Annotated in this window: 18 protein-coding genes; 11 read left to right on the top strand and 7 right to left on the bottom strand. The window is 70.8% G+C overall.

Annotation, left to right across the window (positions count from 1 at the left end; all coding sequences use genetic code 11):
• The first annotated feature begins 78 nt into the window (after nt 1-78).
• Entirely contained in the window at nt 79-1,116 is a 1,038-nt protein-coding gene (locus HA073_RS13900; RefSeq protein ID WP_166456574.1) for a DUF808 domain-containing protein, read from the top strand.
• 319 nt (nt 1,117-1,435) lie between these two features.
• Here the strand turns inward: HA073_RS13900 and HA073_RS13895 are convergent, their stop codons facing one another.
• Entirely contained in the window at nt 1,436-2,308 is an 873-nt protein-coding gene (locus HA073_RS13895; RefSeq protein WP_166456573.1) for an SDR family NAD(P)-dependent oxidoreductase, read from the bottom strand.
• A 362-nt stretch (nt 2,309-2,670) separates the two neighbouring features.
• Nucleotides 2,671-3,255, bottom strand: coding sequence for a TetR/AcrR family transcriptional regulator (locus tag HA073_RS13890; protein WP_069090053.1), 585 nt, complete (start codon nt 3,253-3,255; stop codon nt 2,671-2,673).
• A 92-nt stretch (nt 3,256-3,347) separates the two neighbouring features.
• Here HA073_RS13890 and HA073_RS13885 point away from each other — a divergent pair, with 92 nt between their 5' ends.
• On the top strand, nt 3,348-4,277 hold the full coding sequence (locus HA073_RS13885) for an NmrA family NAD(P)-binding protein (RefSeq protein WP_166456572.1): 930 nt from the start codon (nt 3,348-3,350) through the stop codon (nt 4,275-4,277).
• 149 nt (nt 4,278-4,426) lie between these two features.
• On the opposite strand, the gene HA073_RS13880 is transcribed toward HA073_RS13885, so the two are convergent.
• Nucleotides 4,427-5,611, bottom strand: a complete 1,185-nt coding sequence (locus HA073_RS13880; RefSeq protein ID WP_043330318.1) for a Cmx/CmrA family chloramphenicol efflux MFS transporter — start codon at nt 5,609-5,611, stop codon at nt 4,427-4,429.
• A gap of 535 nt (nt 5,612-6,146) precedes the next feature.
• On the opposite strand from HA073_RS13880, the gene HA073_RS13875 reads away from it, so the two are divergent.
• From HA073_RS13875 to HA073_RS13865, 3 genes are all read left to right on the top strand, one after another.
• Nucleotides 6,147-7,010: a DUF1684 domain-containing protein gene (locus HA073_RS13875; protein WP_166456571.1), complete on the top strand. Its 864-nt coding sequence runs from the start codon at nt 6,147-6,149 to the stop codon at nt 7,008-7,010.
• 34 nt (nt 7,011-7,044) lie between these two features.
• Nucleotides 7,045-7,578, top strand: a complete 534-nt coding sequence (locus HA073_RS13870; protein WP_064446364.1) for a flavin reductase family protein — start codon at nt 7,045-7,047, stop codon at nt 7,576-7,578.
• Nucleotides 7,579-7,670: 92 nt separating this feature from the next.
• Nucleotides 7,671-8,579: a zinc-binding dehydrogenase gene (locus HA073_RS13865; RefSeq protein ID WP_205797178.1), complete on the top strand. Its 909-nt coding sequence runs from the start codon at nt 7,671-7,673 to the stop codon at nt 8,577-8,579.
• Nucleotides 8,580-8,749: 170 nt separating this feature from the next.
• Here the strand turns inward: HA073_RS13865 and HA073_RS13860 are convergent, their stop codons facing one another.
• On the bottom strand, nt 8,750-9,373 hold the full coding sequence (locus HA073_RS13860) for an NADPH-dependent F420 reductase (protein WP_166456570.1): 624 nt from the start codon (nt 9,371-9,373) through the stop codon (nt 8,750-8,752).
• A 64-nt stretch (nt 9,374-9,437) separates the two neighbouring features.
• Here HA073_RS13860 and HA073_RS13855 point away from each other — a divergent pair, with 64 nt between their 5' ends.
• A complete protein-coding gene (locus tag HA073_RS13855) occupies nt 9,438-9,806 on the top strand; it encodes a helix-turn-helix domain-containing protein (RefSeq protein WP_069090057.1) in 369 nt (122 codons plus the stop codon).
• Between the two features lie 181 nt (nt 9,807-9,987).
• Here HA073_RS13855 and HA073_RS13850 read toward each other — a convergent pair whose 3' ends face one another.
• On the bottom strand, nt 9,988-10,590 hold the full coding sequence (locus tag HA073_RS13850) for a TetR/AcrR family transcriptional regulator (protein ID WP_082930948.1): 603 nt from the start codon (nt 10,588-10,590) through the stop codon (nt 9,988-9,990).
• A 117-nt stretch (nt 10,591-10,707) separates the two neighbouring features.
• Between HA073_RS13850 and HA073_RS13845 the strand changes: the two genes are divergently transcribed.
• The 5 genes from HA073_RS13845 to HA073_RS13825 all read left to right on the top strand — a co-directional run bounded on the left by HA073_RS13845 (nt 10,708) and on the right by HA073_RS13825 (nt 14,304).
• The gene (locus HA073_RS13845) at nt 10,708-11,424 is read left to right on the top strand and encodes a DUF998 domain-containing protein (RefSeq protein WP_166456569.1); all 717 of its coding nucleotides are present in this window, start codon (nt 10,708-10,710) and stop codon (nt 11,422-11,424) included.
• Nucleotides 11,425-11,747: 323 nt separating this feature from the next.
• Nucleotides 11,748-11,930, top strand: coding sequence for a hypothetical protein (locus HA073_RS13840; protein WP_166456568.1), 183 nt, complete (start codon nt 11,748-11,750; stop codon nt 11,928-11,930).
• A 150-nt stretch (nt 11,931-12,080) separates the two neighbouring features.
• Nucleotides 12,081-13,004 (top strand): NAD(P)-dependent oxidoreductase, encoded by a 924-nt coding sequence (locus tag HA073_RS13835; RefSeq protein WP_166456567.1) that lies wholly within the window; start codon nt 12,081-12,083, stop codon nt 13,002-13,004.
• Nucleotides 13,001-13,477, top strand: coding sequence for a nuclear transport factor 2 family protein (locus tag HA073_RS13830; RefSeq protein ID WP_158560012.1), 477 nt, complete (start codon nt 13,001-13,003; stop codon nt 13,475-13,477). Before HA073_RS13835 ends, HA073_RS13830 begins: the two co-directional genes overlap by 4 nt.
• Nucleotides 13,474-14,304 (top strand): SDR family NAD(P)-dependent oxidoreductase, encoded by an 831-nt coding sequence (locus HA073_RS13825; RefSeq protein WP_166456566.1) that lies wholly within the window; start codon nt 13,474-13,476, stop codon nt 14,302-14,304. The genes HA073_RS13830 and HA073_RS13825 overlap by 4 nt, the downstream gene beginning before the upstream one ends.
• 48 nt (nt 14,305-14,352) lie before the next feature.
• On the opposite strand, the gene HA073_RS13820 is transcribed toward HA073_RS13825, so the two are convergent.
• Both HA073_RS13820 and HA073_RS13815 read right to left on the bottom strand, forming a co-directional pair.
• Nucleotides 14,353-15,222 carry a TIGR03619 family F420-dependent LLM class oxidoreductase gene (locus HA073_RS13820; protein WP_166456565.1) on the bottom strand — a complete coding sequence of 290 codons (870 nt, stop codon included), beginning with the start codon at nt 15,220-15,222 and terminating at the stop codon, nt 14,353-14,355.
• A gap of 4 nt (nt 15,223-15,226) precedes the next feature.
• Nucleotides 15,227-15,745, bottom strand: coding sequence for a nuclear transport factor 2 family protein (locus tag HA073_RS13815; RefSeq protein ID WP_082930946.1), 519 nt, complete (start codon nt 15,743-15,745; stop codon nt 15,227-15,229).
• Between the last annotated feature and the right edge of the window lie 8 nt (nt 15,746-15,753).

The raw sequence follows: 15,753 nt of genomic DNA, 5'->3' as shown, positions 1-15,753 counted from the left end.
GGCGGTGGCTTGCCGCGCACAGGACCTGAGCGAGAATGGGCCAGTTCGAACTCTGCGCAACCCTGGAAGGACCCTCCCTTGGCCGGTGGACTCGTAGCCCTGCTGGATGACGTGGCGGTGCTGGCCCGAGCCGCTGCCGCGTCGATCGATGACATCGGGGCGGGCGCCGCGAAGGCCGGCGCCAAGGCTGCGGGCGTCGTCGTCGACGATGCTGCCGTCACGCCGCAGTACGTGCGGAGCCTGGCGGCCGAGCGCGAGTTGCCGATTATCAAGCGCATTGCCCTGGGGTCGCTGCGCAACAAGTTCTTCATCATCCTGCCGGCCATGCTGCTGCTCAGTCAGTTCGTGCCCTGGCTGCTCACTCCGATCCTCATGCTCGGCGGCGCCTACCTCTGTTACGAAGGCGCGGAGAAGGTGTGGGCCAAGATCGCCCATCACGATGCCCACGGCGCGGGCGAGGAAAAGGTGCAGGACGAGACGATACTGGTGTCCGGGGCGGTACGAACCGACCTGATCCTCTCGGCGGAGATCATGGTCATCAGCCTCAACGAGGTGATCAATGAGGCGTTCTGGTCCCGCCTGGCGATCCTGGCGGTCGTCGCCGTCGTCATTACCGTCATGGTGTACGGCGTGGTGGCCCTGATCGTAAAGATGGACGACGCCGGGCTGCGCCTGTCGCAACGTTCCGGCGCCGTCGCCACGTTCGGCCGCGGTCTGGTGAGGGCGATGCCGGTAGTCCTCACCGTGCTGACGGTGGTCGGCACCGCGGCGATGCTGTGGGTGGGCGGGCACATCCTGCTGCTAGGCACGAACGAGCTGAACCTGCACTTCCTGTACGAGGCCGTGCACCACGTGGAGGTCGCCGCCCACGACTCCACGGGTGCGCTCGGCGGGCTCGTCGGCTGGCTCGTCAACACGGTGGCCAGCGCGATCCTCGGGCTGATCGTCGGAGCGCTGGTCGTGCTGGTCATGACTCTCACGCTCCACCGCCGCAAATCCAAGCCTGCGGCTGCGACCGCGGCGGCCACGACTCGTACTGACGGCACCATCCCCGCCCAGCCGAGCCGTGCAGCTCAGCGTCGCGACGACCCTGCGGACCGAGCGCCGCGCGGTTGACGCACATCATCGCCACTCGACTGCGGGGTCAGGCGTTCTGGTGCTGAACCGCGCTTGGTACTCCAGCCGCACCTGGTGGGGTCGGAGTCTTCGCTGCTAGTGGGCCGTTTTGGCGCGGTACTGGTGTCGTCGTCGCCATCGTGAACTACCGAATCGGCATCCGGTTCGACCGGATGCTGGAAGCGGCCCAACGTCGGCGGAGCCGGGCGTTGAGAGCTGGGCGAATAGATCGCAGGCACTCCCGGAGTCGGGATGTGCCGTTCCGGAGTCAGCGCTCGACGCCGAACTGGATGCCGTCTCGGCCATCAGCGTACGGCGATCAGAACGGGCGAACCGCGGGCGGCATACCTGGGAAGTCCGCCGACTCGCTCACCGACGCCCACTTCTCGACGTCGTCGAGCGCTGCACGGTAGGCGCGGGTGAGGTTGCGAACCGCCTCGGCGCCGAGCGGGAGCCGGAGCGGCGCGTCGGGTGTGTCGAGCATGTTCCGGATCACCCGGGCGGCTCGTGCCGGGTCGCCCTCCTGGATGCCGTCGGCTCCCTCCATGTTCGCGCGCACGGCACCCGTGACCCCCTCGTAGATCGAGCTCTGCCGCGCTGTGTTGAGCACGTCCGCGGCGTTGAACGCGGTGCGGAATCGACTGGGCTCGACGATGAGGACGCGGATGCCGAACGGTGCGACCTCGCCCGCCAGCGCCTCCGACCAGCCCTCGAGCGCGAACTTGCCGGCTGAGTAGCTGCCGACGGCGGGAAACGACATCCGCCCGCCCTGGCTGCTCATCTGCACGACCGCACCAGAGCGACGTTCCCTCATGTGGGGCAGCACGGCACGCACGTAGGCGGCCGGGCCGAACAGGTGCTGCTCGAGCATGGCCCGCAGAGCAGCGTCCGTGATCTCTTCGGCGGCGCCGACCTGTCCGGCGCCCGCATTGTTGACGAGCACGTCGACGCGCCCGAACACCTCCAGCGCCCGCTGCACGACCCCGGCAGCTCCGGCCGTGTCGCGCACATCGTGCGCGACGGCGAGGAGCCTATCCCCGTACCGCGCCTTGAGCCCGTCGAAGCGGTCGGCCCTTCGCGCGGTCCCGATCACATGCTCGCCAGCCTGGAGTGCCGCCTCGGCGAGCCCCAGACCGAGGCCGGAACTCGCGCCCGTGATGATCCATGTTCTCGTCTCGGCTGTCGTGGTCACGGCCCCGACACTAGAGCTTCGAGCGCGCTTGAAAGCAAGCCGCGCTCAGGCTCCGGAGGCGACGAGTGGTCCCGCCCGCTTGATCCTCTGCGCGACGATCTCGGTTTCGACGCTGTGCACGCCGGGGAGCGCACCGCGCACCGTTTGCGTTTCAGGCTGGAAACCGAGTTGTCGGTAGACCTCGGCCTTGTCGGCTGGGTCGGCACAGTGAGACTGAACTGGTTGCCGTAGAAGGCGCGGTGGGGTTCGCCGGCCACGACGGCGCAGGGTAGGCCCGCGAGCCGTGGCTCGGACCGCTATCTGGTCCGGCGAAGCCGGCCCGAGCTACGGCTTGCGATCAGGCCGTGGCCCGGGGGGCGTGGTCAGGCACCTGAATTCGGAAGCGGGCTGTGCTGTGCGGGTTCCTGCGGTGTCACCGTGAACCCGGTCATGGCCAGCGAGAGCAGGCGGGTCGCTGTGGTACCGGGGTCGCGGTCGTTCTCGGTCGCCAGGGCGATCCCGGTGACCAGCGTCGACAGGTCGCCGAAGGTGACGTCGGGCGCCAGCACTCCGGCCTCGGCGGCCCGGCGTACCAGTGGCTCACCCGCCTCGGACAGTTGGTCGGACGCGCAGTAGACGCTTTCGACGCGGCCGCGGTTGAGCGCCTCGGCCAGGCCCCGGATCGTGGCGGCGGCCCGCGTCATCTCGATCAGGAATTCGACGAGCGCGGCCCCGGGGTCCGGGTTGCCCACTAGTTCGCCCGCGCGGGCGCAGAGGGCGTCGATGCGCTCCCGGAAGACGGCTTCGAGCAGGGCGTGGCGGGTCGGGAAGTGGCGGCGGACCGTGCCGGAGCCCACCCCGGCGGTCCGGGCGATCTGTTCCAGCGACGCGTCGGCCCCGTGCTCGGCAACCGCCTCCGCTGCCACCGCGAGCAGAAGTTCGTAGTTGCGGCGTGCATCTGCGCGCATGTCTCACCTCGGCGTTGCTAAGCGGCGGGGTCCGCCGTATCTTAGCAAGCATAAACGGCGGGCCCCGCCGTTTCTTGGGTCGAGGAGTGTCCATGTCTGATCGAGCACCAGTACTGGTCACCGGCGCTACCGGCCAGCAGGGCGGGGCAACCGCCCGCGCCCTGCTCGCCGCCGGCGTCCCGGTGCGCGCCCTGGTCCGTAACCCTGCTGCCGCCAAGGCCGCCGCAGTCGCCGCCCTCGGCGCCGAGCTGGTCACCGGCGATCTCCGCGACCCCGCATCGCTGGTCCCGGCCGCCCGGGGAGCCCGCGCCGTCTTCTCCGTACAGATGCCGGAGCTGCGCGGCGACACCTGGGACTTCGAGAGCGAACTCGCCCAGGGCGTCAACCTGATCGAGGCCGCGCTGGCCGCGGAGGTCCCGCAGTTCGTGCACACCTCGGTGTCCGGCGCCGGGCGGCACGAGGACGCCCCCGGCTGGACCGACGGACGCTGGGCCGCGATGGAGCGCGTCTTCCTGCCCAAGGCCGGCATGCAGGAACGCGTCCGGGCCGCCGGCTTCGACCGGTGGACGCTGATCAAGCCGGGCTTCTTCATGGAGAACTTCCTGCCCGACCTGGCCTACCTGCTGCCGCGGGGCATCGCGGGCGGGCTCGCGACGGTCCTCCGGCCGCAGACCCACCTGTCGCTGGTCGCCGTCGACGACATCGGTCGCGCGGCCGCAGCTGCCGTCGCCGACCCCGACCGCTTCCACCGCGTCGAACTCGAACTGGCCGGCGACCACCTGCCGATGACGGAAATCGCGAAGATCATCGGTGAGTCGCTCGGCATCGACGGCACCGCTCCCGACATGACCGAGGCGGAAGCGCTTGCCGCCGGCATGCCGCCGTGGGCCACCACCTCCCACGAGTTCTTGAACGTCGCCGGGCAGCCGGCCCGGCCGGAGTTCGCGCGCGCCCTCGGCATCCCCCTGACCCCGTTCGCTGAGTGGGCCGACCGCCACCTGCGCCCCCTCCGTCAGGGCTGACGCCAAGGCTTGGTCATTGTCACGCCCATGGACACGCCGTCCGGTCCAAGTCGGCGAGTTTGTCGGCCGCGACGTGAGCGATCGGTCGAGTTCGACATCGTCGACGAGCCGCCGACGGCCGTCGACGTTGCGCGGAGCATTCGCATGAGTCACCGGACGACCTCCCCACTCCGGTTCCGTGGCGCGATCAGCCCCACCGATGGAAGCAGCATGAGCAGGGCAAGCCCAGTCAGGAGAGAAGCCACCCACACGGGGCCGAGGTCACTGGAATCCGACAGCGTCAGGGCCGCAAGTGCCGGGCCGGCGGCGGCTCCTATGTTGAGCGCGGCGGTTGCGTAGGAACCTCCCATGGTGGGCGCTTCGGATGCTGCGTAGAGCACCCGCGCGATGAGCGTGCTACCCACCGCGAAAGCCAGGATGCCCTGGACGAAGACGAGGATCAGCAGCAGTACGGGGTGTGTGGCGACGAGTGCGAGTGCCAGCCACCCCAGGAACAGGAGGGGAGCGGCCACTCCGAGAATCGGACGAGGGCGCCGGTCGGAGAGCCGCCCGGCGGCAGTGACGCCGATGAACGATCCGATGCCGAACACGACCAGGGCCAGCGGTACCCACACCTCGTCCAGTCCTGCGGTCTCGGTGACGACGGGTGCAAGAAAGGTGAACGCCGCGAAGGTCCCGCCGTTGACAAACGCTCCGAGCAGCATTGCCACGAGCAGTCGGGGCTTTCGGAGTTGCGCGAGTTCGAAGGCCAGAGACGCGCCGGCGGCGGGCCCTTCCGCTGTCGGCTCCGAGCGGGGCCGGATCCCCGCGAGGATGCCGACAGCGGCGGGGACACACAGCAGCGCGACTGCCCAGAAGGTCGCTCGCCACCCCATCGCGGTGCCGAGCAGCGCGCCCGCCGGCACGCCTGCGACGACAGCGATCGTCGTACCGGAAAGGAGGGCCGCCAAGGCACGCCCCTTCTGGTTCGGGGCCACGAGACCGGTCGCGGTGGTGAGGGCGACGGCCAGGAAGCCGGCGTTGGCAACCGCAGCCAGGACACGGGTTGCGAACAGCACGGAGAAGGACGGGGTTGTCGCGGCGACGACGTGGCAGAGAGTGAAGATCGCCACGAATCCAAGGAGCGTGGTCCGTGCCGGCCACCGACGTGCGAAGGCAGCCATGAGGGGTGAGCCGACGATCATCCCGACCGCGAAGGCGGAGGTGAGCAGCCCGGCGGACCCGACGGAGACATCGAGGCTCGTGGCGATGTCGGGCACAAGGCCCGCGAGCATGAATTCAGAGGTGCCCATGGCGAAGACGGCGAGGGCAAGAAGATGGAGAGCGAAAGGCATCGAGTTGCTCCGAGGCATGAAACGGACAGAAGGCGTCTCGTCACCACGGCCAACCCGGGGGTCGAACAACCGCCCACACGTATGCGGTAGTGGGCGGGAGGCTGGAACCTCAGTGGTTCAGGGGCTGACGGCGTGGCCGAAAGCCCCCGAAGTGTCCGACTCGGGGCTCGACATGGACGCCACTTTACCGATGGCTGCCCGGCTCCCGCACATCCATTTTCGATGAGGCAGGCCGCGCGACAGCTGCCTGGTTCGGCCCATTCCGGTAGACGTTGCGATGGCCACGCGATGCTGAGTGGCTCCGGGGCTTGAAATCCTACTTGCTCAGTAGGAAAATTGATCCATGCTGCTTGTTCGGCTGTTCACCTCCCGCCGGGTCGTCGACCTGATGCGGGTCGCCGCGCAGCTCTGTCGCGTGGCGACCCTTCCGGCCTGAGCGGGCGCTCGCTGCCTCTCGGTCCTCGTCCCGCCGGCTCGCGTCCGGCACCTCCGCGCCCGTTTCCGAGCGGCCGCACGTCAACGAGAGGGATCCGTCATGAACAGTGAACCCGCACCGTCCGCACCCCCCGACGCCGCACGACCCACCCGCGCGTTCGCCGACGACTGGCAGGAGTGGCACCGCCGGCACGAGGAGGCGCGGGCGGACCGCCACGGCTTCCTCGCCGTGGCCGGACTGCACTGGCTCACCGCGGAGCCGCAGCGGTTCCCCGGTGTGCCCGGGGAGTGGCGCACCGGGACGGACGGGCCGGTGGTGACCCTCGCCGACGACGAGGAGATCGTCGTCGACGGCCGGCGCATCCGGGAGAGGCATCAGTTCGGGGTGATCGCCGAGCGCGCCGGGATCACCGTGGAGATCGACGGTGGTGTCCTCGAGGTGGCCCGGCGGGGTGGGCGCGACATCCTCCGACCCCGACGCCCCGACCACCCGCTGCGGACGCGCTACCGGGGTACCGCCACCTTCCCGCCCGCCGAGCGGTGGGTGCTCCAGGGGCGGTTCGTGCCGTTCGAGCGTCCCCGGCCCACCACGGTCGGCGCTGCCGTGGAGGGGCTCCAGCACATCTACGACGCGCCCGGCCGGATCGAGTTCTGCGTCGACGGGCTGCCGCTGAGCCTGACCGCGTTCAACGGTGTGACGCCCGGCAGCCTGTCGGTGCTGTTCACCGACACCACCTCCGGCATCACCACCTATGGGGCCAACCGGTCGCTGGCCGTCGGTACGCCGGACGAGCAGGGCCGGGTGACGCTGGACTTCAACCGGGCCGTCAACCTGCCATGCGCGTACACCGACTTCGCGACGTGCCCGCTGCCACCGACGGAGAACCGGCTGCCGGTCGCCGTCGAGGCCGGGGAGAAGATTCCGTACGAGCGGCTGGCGGCCGACCCCGCCGCCCGTTCCTAGCGCTCCGCGCCCACACCACTCGGGAGGAACGCCCATGACCTCGTCCGCCGACGACCCGATGGACGCCGACGCCGACGCGCTACGCAGGTTGCTGCGCCACCAGGCCAGCACCGTCACTGTGGTCACCGCCCCCGGTGCGCCGCCGGTGGGCTTCACCGCGACATCGTTCACGTCGGTGTCGCTGACGCCGCCGATCGTCTCGTTCTGCCTGAACCTCGGCTCGTCCACGTGGCCGACGCTGGCGCAGGCCCGGCACGTGGCGGTGCACCTGCTCGCACACGGCCAGCACAAGTTGGCCCATACCTTCGCCACGAGCGGCATCGACCGCTTCGCCGCTCCGACCCGCTGGCGGCCCGGGCCGAACGGACTGCCGATCCTCGACGGCGCCCTGGCCTGGCTGGCGTGCCGGGTCGTCGACCGGGTGGTCGTCGGCGATCACGCGGTCGTGCTGGCCGAGCCGGAGTTGCTCCGGCACGCCGATGTCGGCTCCCCGCTGCTCTACCACCGGGGTCGCTACGCCGGTCTCGCGGACGCTCCGGACGGCACGGCCCGTCGCGCCGCCGCCTGACCATCGGGCCGGCGTCTTGCGCCGGTCGTCGTCGACAGGGTCGCCACTGTGGGCCACCTGTCGGGAACCTGGCGAGGACCGAAGGAGGTCGTATGCGTGCGATCGTCGCCGCTCCGGGCACCGTCGACGGGTTCCGGGTGACCGATGTCCCCGAGCCCGAATGCGGGCCGGGGCAGGTGCTGGTCGAGGTGCGGCATGCCGCCGTCAACAACGGCGAGATCCGTCACCTCGACCTCTGGCCGGCCGGACAGGTGCTCGGGCACGACGCCGCCGGAGAGGTGCTGCGCGCCGCCGAAAGCGGCACCGGTCCCCGGGTGGGCGACCGGGTGCTCGCCTTCGGACCGGGCGCGTGGGCCCAACTCGCGGTGTTCGACCTGGACAGCGTCGCGGTGGTGCCCCCCGATGTCGACCTGTCCGAGGTTGCCGCGCTGCCGATGGTCGGCCTCACCGCGCTGCGGACGCTGCGTGAGTCCGGTCCGCTGCCCGGGCGTCGCGTACTGATCACCGGGGCGTCCGGGGGAGTGGGCCGAGTTGCCGTCCAGTTGGCTCGGCACGGGGGCGCGTACGTGATCGCCGCGGTCGGGTCGGCGTCCCGGGGCGACGGGCTGGCGGCGCTGGGGGCCGACGAGGTGGTGGTCGGCCTGAAGGCTGTCGGCGACCCGGTCGACGTGGTGCTGGACACCGTGGGAGGCGCCCAGCTGGTGGCTGCGTGGGGTCTGCTCGCGCCGGGCGGGGTGCTGCACAGCATTGGCTGGGCCTCCGGTGAGCCGGCCGTCTTTCCGGTGAACTCGACCTTCGCCCCGGGCGCGTCCCGGACGCTGCGGTCCTTCGGCGACACCACCGCCCCGGCCGCCGATCTGGCGCTGCTGGTGGACCTCGTGGCTCAGGGGGCGCTGCGGGCGCCGATCGGCTGGCGCGGATCGTGGCGTCACCTCGGGGGCGCGATCGAGGCGCTGCGGGAACGACGGGTGCCGGGCAAGGTCCTGCTCGATCTGGACTGACTGTGACGCGCAGCGGTGAGTGCCCGGCGGATCGGTCCCGGCCCGGAGCGGGTCTAGGTCGACCCGCCGGACACATTCGGATCGGGCAAGTGGGAGATCGACGGGTGGGAGAGCAGACGGCGCTCCCGGCGGGGACCGTCCGCCTCCACGAGCGGCCTGTCGGACACATGTCAGCGGGGAACCGACGGAATCGCCGACTGCGGGTCGACCCCGGCGAACGCCAGCCCGATGACGAAGCCGGCGACCTCCTCCAACTGTCGTACCCGGTCGAGCGTTCCGAGGACCGCGGGAACTCCACCGACGTCTCGCACGAGCGACCCGACGACATCGAGTGCGCGCTCGTCGTCACCGCACATGGCGACCGTGACCGGTCCGGCATCGGGCGTCACCCACCGCTCGGCCGGGAAGAGATGGAAAGCCTTGACCACGTGCGCGCCGGGTGCGAGGGCGGCGATGTGGCCGGCGGCCGACCGGGCGGGTTCCGTCCGGAGGGTGCCGACACCGTGCTCGACGGCGTTCGTCGGGTCGATCAGGGCGAGGCCGGCCAATGCGCCGGCGGGCCCGCCGGCCGCTGTCAGCATCTCGGTGATGCCGTCCCAGTGGACCGCGAGCAGAACCGCGTCGGCGCCGGCGGCGACCGTCGGTACGGGCCGCGCGGTGCCGCCGATCCGGTTCGCGATCGCTTCGGCGGCGGCCGTCGAGCGACCCCCGATGATGATGTCGTGTCCGGCCCGGGCCCAGCCGGTGGCCAGTGCCGTGGCGAGGTTGCCGGTGCCGAGGATTCCGATCCGCATACCGTCACGCTAGGCAGGCCGACGCGCACCGGATGGTGCATGTCGGGCGTGCCAGGATGGGCGTATGGGTGACGGCGACCTCTGCGAGGAACTCGTGGCTGACTGCCGGATGCGGATGGCGACGGACCTGTTCGCGCACACTTGGGATGCGGTCGTGCTGGCCGCGCTGGCCGAGGGCGCCCTCCGCCGCCGCTCACTGCGGGCACGCATCGGAGGAATCAGCGACAAGGCGCTCACCGAGGCCGTACACAGGCTGGTCGGCAACGGCCTGGTCGAGCGGCGGTTCTTCCCCCAGGCGCCGCCCCGGGTCGATTACGCGCTCACCGATCTCGGCCGCAGCTTCGCCGACGGCCCGATGCGGGCGCTGGGCGTCTGGGTCACCGAGCATGGCGACGAACTGTTCGAGGCGCAGGAGCGGCTCAGCGCGTCGTAGCACCGCGAACGGCCCGGGCCGTTCGCGTACCCCACCCACTGAACCGCCCGGAGTCGTCGGGGTCGGCGATGACCTCAACCGGCGGTTCAATGCGCTCTTTGGTGACGTGGGCCAGGACTCAACGGGAAGCCCGTCACTGTGACGGGGCCGTGAGGTTTCCATACGCCCATTGGCGTGGACGCTACGTGCCTCGCGCCGGGTCGTGCTCACTCCAGCCCTGATCGAGGATCCGGAATCCCGCGTCGAGCATCGGATCGGTGTCACTCGTCACGAGTAGCTGGATCTGGAGGGCGAACCGGGCGTAGATCCGGATGTCGTCGCTCGGCTGGGACAGGCCGAGATCCTCGGTGATGGCTGCGACGAGTGCGTCCTCATGGCGGAGCCACATCCGGGAGGCGTACTCCTGGAGGGCCGGTGTGGCTTCCATCAGCGACATGACCCGGCGGCGGAGCGGCGCTTCCTCGCCGGACCACATGGCGACGAATTCGGAGCGGTAGTGGGCCTTCAGCGCTTCCGAGATCGAGAGGCCGGCCGGCCGCTCGCGCACGGCGGCGACGAGTCGCTCGCGTTGCGCGTCTTCCTCGTGGAAGAGGAGTGCCTCCTTCTGGGGGAAGTGGGCGAAGACAGTGGTGGGGGAGACGTCCGCCTGGTCGGCGATCTCCCGCACGCTCACCGCGTCGAAGCCGCGCTCGAGGAACAGCTCCTGCGCAGCTCGCAGGATCGCGGCCCTGGTCATGGCCTTCTTGCGCTCGCGCCGCCCAGTTCGATTCGGCTCCCTTGCCATGCCGTCATCGTACAACTCTGACCATGATGGTATTGACACCAAAACTGGTATCACTACACTTCCGTAGTGATACCAGGCTCCTCTGCCCCTGCCGACCTCGCCGAAGGGCTCCCGGCCATGACACAACTGGTGAAGGCAACGCCGAAGGCAACCGTCTCTGCGGCGTACCGGAGCGGCCAGCGCCAGCCCGCCGGGGCAGCGCTCGCCGCCGCAGCAGCGATCTTTCTGCTGCTCGAGTTCGTCGCCGCCGCGGCCTGGCGGAGCCCGCCCTACAGCTACACCTACCACTACATCAGCGACCTCGGAGTCCACGGCCCGTTGACCGCGTTCGGCCAGTACATGTATTCGCCCCTCTGGTGGGTCATGAACACCGGCTTCTTCCTCTTCGGAGTCCTGGTGTTCATCGGTGTCGCCCTGCTCAACGGCCTGCGAGGCTGGCGCCGGGGGGTCCTGCTCGGCATGGCCACCCTGGTCGGTGCCGGCGGCGTCGTGCTGGCGCTCTTCCCCGGCGACGGCGAAGCCGACCGGCAGGGCACTGTCGACTTCCACGGTTTGGGCGCCATGGCCGCCATCGTCGGCGGCAACATTCTGATCATCGTGCTCGGGCGCATGTACCGAGACCTCCGCATCGGCAGGAAGCCCGGGAAGGCCATGGTCATGCTCGGCGCCTTCGGACTCGTCTCCACGGCGGCTTTCCTCGCCGTCGCCGGCTCAGGGGCCAACGTCTTGGTCGGCCTCGTCGAGCGCTGCGCCGTCTACCCGATCCTCATCGGCCTCATCTCCGCAGGGGTGTCCATCTGTCGCCGCAGCTACCGGGACACTGCCGCGCTCTAGTTCGCGGCCGAGAGGGAAGAGCACCTGCCGTGGTCGCCGGCGACCACGGCAACGGGAGTGGACATCATGCACCTGCTGACGGTCTGGCATGCCTTCCACCAGGCTCGGGCAACCCGCCGGGCCATTGACTGGTTGCTCGACAGATGCCTGATCGATGACGCTGCCGCGAGCCGCTGTCGGACCGAGCACCCTGACCCGGACGTGCCGTGAGTCGAACAGGCCAAGAAGACGGGGGCAGCAGAGCAGGGTGATCGAGCCTATTCGACTTCTCGGAGCAGGGCGGTCCGCCATGCAGAGACGCGAGCCCGCATGTCGGCGACCTCATGCGATGCCAGACCGTAGTCGGTGAAGTCTTCGTCGTCGAAGCGGTCGACGTGGCGAAGCATCGCGGCGAACACGCTCCGGTCGAATCCGTCGTCGGCGGCGTGCGCGAGGTCGCAGAGCTGGTCGAGGGTGTACCGGCCGCTGATGGCGGCATCGATGTCGAGGAAGTCGCGGGCGGCTGAGTCGCAGGTCGATGTCGGCGCGGCGACGCCTGGCGCGGCGGGCGCCTGCTCGTGCTAACCTACCAATCGCTTGGTTGGTTGATACGGAAGTCATGCCGGCTCCCAGACGCACGCCGGGGGAGCCGCCTCACTACGCAAGGAGACCTCGCGATGGAGGTACTCGTGGTCGGTGGAACCGGCATGATCGGGGTCCACACCGCCCTTCACCTGCGCGACCGGGGAGACAACGTCACCGTCGCCGCCCGAGGGACGGTCGACGCGGACTCACCCGTCGCCGGCCTGCCCGTCCTCCGCGGGGACTACACCCGCCAGACCTTCACCCGCCAGGACCTGGCCCCCTTCGACGCGGTCGTCTTCGCCGCCGGGCAGGACGTACGCCACCTGCCCCGGGACGCAGACGAGGCCACGTTCTGGAAGGAGACCCAGAGCGAGGGGGTGCCGGCCTTCGCCGCCCTCGCCAAGAGCGCGGGCGTCTCCCGTTTCGTCCAGGTCGGCAGCTACTACCACCACCTGCGACCCGACCTGGCCGACTCCAGCGCCTACGTCGCCGCCCGCCGCGACGCCGACGAGGGTGCCCGGGCGCTGGCTGACGACTCCTTCACTGTCTGCACTCTCAACCCGCCCTCGATCATCGGTGCCATCCCCGGCGTCACGGCAAAGCGCTACCGCCGCATGGTGTCCTGGGCGGCCGGCAACGAGCCGCAGATCCCCGACCACGCGCCGGCCGGCGGCACGAACTACATGTCGGCCCGGTCCCTGGCCGAGGCGATCGGCGGCGCGCTCGACCGTGGCGCGGCGGGCGCGGCCTACCTCGTCGGTGACGCCAACCTGACGTTCACGCAGTTCTTCCAGCTGCTGGTCGACGCGGCCGGGGGCAACCGCACCATCGCCGAGCGCGACGAGCCGCACCCCTTCATGCCCGACTCGATGATCGTCCAGGGTCGCGGAAACGTCCTCGCCTATGAGCCGGATTCGGCCGAGACCGCGCTGCTCGGCTACACCCGCGGCGACTGCGAGCGCGCCGTCGCCGAGCTCGTCCAGGTCGTGCGCGCGGCGACCGCTCGCGCGGCGTGACCGGCCTCGGCGCGGCCGACCTCACCGCGCTGCGCGCGCTCTCCGAGACGTACGCCGCAGCGGCCGACGACCGCGACGCGGCAGCGATCGGCGCGCTGTTCGTCCCGGACGGCGTCCTGGTGGTTCCCGAGCCGCCGGCGCACCTCGGCCCGCACGTGCCCCACGTCGGCCGCGCCGCTGTCGTGGCCGCGTTAGGGGCGCTCGCCGGCACCCTGGCGACGACTCACGTCGTGGCCGGGGCGCGCTACCTGCCGACGCCGACCGGGGCCCGTGGCCGGGTTCGCGGCACGGCCCACCACCTGGTCCCCGGTCGCGACGGGCCCTCGGACGTGGTCTGGTTCCTGCACTACGACGACGAGTACGCGCGTACCGGCGAAGGATGGGCCTTCACCCGTCGCGCGGTGACCGTCAACTGGATCGAACGCCACCGCGTCTCCGTGACCCGGGCCGACGAGGAAGGAACCGGCAGATGAGCGCCACCCGCAGGCTCGAGGGCCGGATCGCTGTCGTCACCGGCGGCGCCCTCGGGATCGGCGGCGGCATCTCCCGCCGTCTCGCCGCCGCTGGCGCCCACGTCGTCCTCGTCGACATCGACGGGGAGGCGGCGGCCGGCACCGCCGCCGACATCCGGAGTGCCGGCGGCGAGGTCGAGGTCGTCCTCGCCGACGTACGCACCGCCGACGGTGTCGCCGCCGCGGTCGCCGCCGCTGCGGCCGTCGACTCGGGGCGGGTCGACGTGCTCGTCAACAACGTCGGCGACTTCCGCCCGGCCGCCAAGACCTTCCTGCACTCGACCCCGCAGCAGTGGCAGGCGCTCTACGAGATCAACCTGTGGCACGTGCTCGCGATGACGCATGCGCTGCTGCCCGGCATGGTCGATCGGGGCCATGGCGCCATCGTCAACAACTCGACAGTCGAGGCCTTCCGGGGCATCCCGGCGTGCGCCCCGTACTCCGCCTACAACGCCGGGGTCAGCGCCTTCACCAGGAGCCTCGCCGTCGAGGTCGCCGGTCACGGGGTACGGGTCAACGCGATCGCGCCCGACCTCGCCGACACGCCCCAGACACCGGCCGCGGCGATGCTGCGCGGACGCGACCCGGAGCTGATCCGTACGTGGATCCCCGTCGGCCGCTTCGGCGAGCCCGACGACTATGCCGCCGTGGTCGAGTTCCTCGCCAGCGACGACGCTCGCTTCGTCACCGGGCACACGATCCCCGTGGACGGAGGAACCCTGGCGGCCTCGGGCTGGTACGCGCGGACCGACCGCAAGGGCTGGTCGAACATGCCCAACGAGGCCTGACCGTGGACGCCGGGGCTCGTCGCCGGGTCCCGGCGTCCACGGCAGTGCTCAGTCGCGGCGGTCGAGACCGAAGAGCTCCGCTGCCGCGGCGAGCTGGTCGAGGTACTCGGCCAGGTCACGGTGCCGGACGACGAGGTTGACCACGGTGGCGCCCGCCTCGCCGATCCGGCCGACGAGGTCCAGCGCGGCCTCGGGGGCGCCGGTCGGGTCGAGGCGGGCCGGAGGCGTGATGACGACGTCGAACCCCTCCGGCAGGTCGTGCTCGGCGAGCATCCGCGGCAGCGTCTCCAGGTCCGGCCCGCGATACGTGACGGGGGCCGGCGCCCATCCGTCGCCCAGGGTGACAGCGCGCCGCAGGGCACGCCTGCTGTGGCCACCGACCCAGATCGGGACCTTCTGCTGAACCGCGTGCGGGCTGATCACCTGCTCGGTGAAGTGGTAGTACTCCCCGTGGTAGGTCGCGAGCTGTACCGACAGGGACGCCCGCAGCGCCCGCAGGGCGTCGTCGGCCCGTGGGCCACGGTCGGCGAACGGACGCCCGAGCAGCGCGAACTCCTCCTCCAGGTTGCCGACGCCGACGCCGAGGACGACCCGCCCGCCGCTGAGGTGGTCGAGGGTGCCGTACCGCTTGGCCAACTCGAGCGGATGGTGCAGCCCGAGCACGAGCACGTACGGCAGGAAGCGGATCCGCTCGGTGATCGCCGCGAGGTACGAGAACGTCGCGACCGGGTCGTAGAAGCGTTCACCCCGGGCCAGCCCCGGTGACACGCTGACGTGCTCCGGGCAGGTGAAGAACTCGTACCCGAGCCGGTCGGCGGTGGTGAAGACGGTGCGCAACTCGGCGACCCCGGCCTCGGCCTCCCACGGGGGCCGGGGCCCGGAGTCGGCCAGGACCGGGGAACTGAGGCCGATGCGCACGGCCTCAGGCCTCGGATTCGACGGCGCGGGCGAGGAGATCGCGGCCCTCGTCGGTGCCGTCGAGCTGGCGGTTCCAGCGGTGGGTCACCTTCCAGCCCTCGTCAGTGCGGGTGAACTCCCACCGGTTGGAGCCGGTACGCCAGATCCGGTAACCGTTCTGGTCGGGGGCGCTGAGCACGAGCTGCGAGTAGTTCGTCACGACGGCCCGGTCGCCGTCGACGACGATGTGCGGCAGCCCCATGAGGTGGGCGGCGCCGTTGTTGATCAGGGCCTGGTGCCGCTCACCGTTGACCATGCCGCGCAGCGCGTCCCGGCCGTTGAGCACGACCGGGAAGGTGTCGTACACGCCCTCCTCGGTCCACAACTGGGCGGTGATCTCGGCCGAGCCGCTGTCCACGGCGGGGCCGTAGCTGGCCACGATCCGCCAGAGGGCGAGCTGGTCCTCGGCTGCGGCGAGGCGCCGTTCGGCCTGTTCGAGGCGAGCCTCGAGCAGGGCGAGCCGGTCGGGCTGCGAGTCGCTCATGGTGGGTT

It is taken from the genome of Micromonospora sp. CMU55-4 (genome assembly GCF_011602315.1).
Taxonomy (GTDB): Bacteria; Actinomycetota; Actinomycetes; order Mycobacteriales; family Micromonosporaceae; genus Micromonospora; species Micromonospora chalcea.
The sequence above is the reverse complement of the archived record's forward strand: the minus strand, read 5'-3'. Positions and strand labels throughout refer to the sequence as shown.

Coding starts and splice junctions, on each gene's coding strand:
- HA073_RS13860 (WP_166456570.1), bottom strand. CDS start 9,373: ATGCGGATCGGAATCCTCGGCACCGGCAACCTCGCCACGGCACTGGCC.
- HA073_RS13865 (WP_205797178.1), top strand. CDS start 7,671: ATGCGTGCGATCGTCGCCGCTCCGGGCACCGTCGACGGGTTCCGGGTG.
- HA073_RS13880 (WP_043330318.1), bottom strand. CDS start 5,611: ATGCCTTTCGCTCTCCATCTTCTTGCCCTCGCCGTCTTCGCCATGGGC.
- HA073_RS13815 (WP_082930946.1), bottom strand. CDS start 15,745: ATGAGCGACTCGCAGCCCGACCGGCTCGCCCTGCTCGAGGCTCGCCTC.
- HA073_RS13825 (WP_166456566.1), top strand. CDS start 13,474: ATGAGCGCCACCCGCAGGCTCGAGGGCCGGATCGCTGTCGTCACCGGC.
- HA073_RS13845 (WP_166456569.1), top strand. CDS start 10,708: ATGACACAACTGGTGAAGGCAACGCCGAAGGCAACCGTCTCTGCGGCG.
- HA073_RS13890 (WP_069090053.1), bottom strand. CDS start 3,255: ATGCGCGCAGATGCACGCCGCAACTACGAACTTCTGCTCGCGGTGGCA.
- HA073_RS13870 (WP_064446364.1), top strand. CDS start 7,045: ATGACCTCGTCCGCCGACGACCCGATGGACGCCGACGCCGACGCGCTA.
- HA073_RS13875 (WP_166456571.1), top strand. CDS start 6,147: ATGAACAGTGAACCCGCACCGTCCGCACCCCCCGACGCCGCACGACCC.
- HA073_RS13885 (WP_166456572.1), top strand. CDS start 3,348: ATGTCTGATCGAGCACCAGTACTGGTCACCGGCGCTACCGGCCAGCAG.
- HA073_RS13850 (WP_082930948.1), bottom strand. CDS start 10,590: ATGGCAAGGGAGCCGAATCGAACTGGGCGGCGCGAGCGCAAGAAGGCC.
- HA073_RS13835 (WP_166456567.1), top strand. CDS start 12,081: ATGGAGGTACTCGTGGTCGGTGGAACCGGCATGATCGGGGTCCACACC.
- HA073_RS13840 (WP_166456568.1), top strand. CDS start 11,748: ATGCGATGCCAGACCGTAGTCGGTGAAGTCTTCGTCGTCGAAGCGGTC.
- HA073_RS13855 (WP_069090057.1), top strand. CDS start 9,438: ATGGGTGACGGCGACCTCTGCGAGGAACTCGTGGCTGACTGCCGGATG.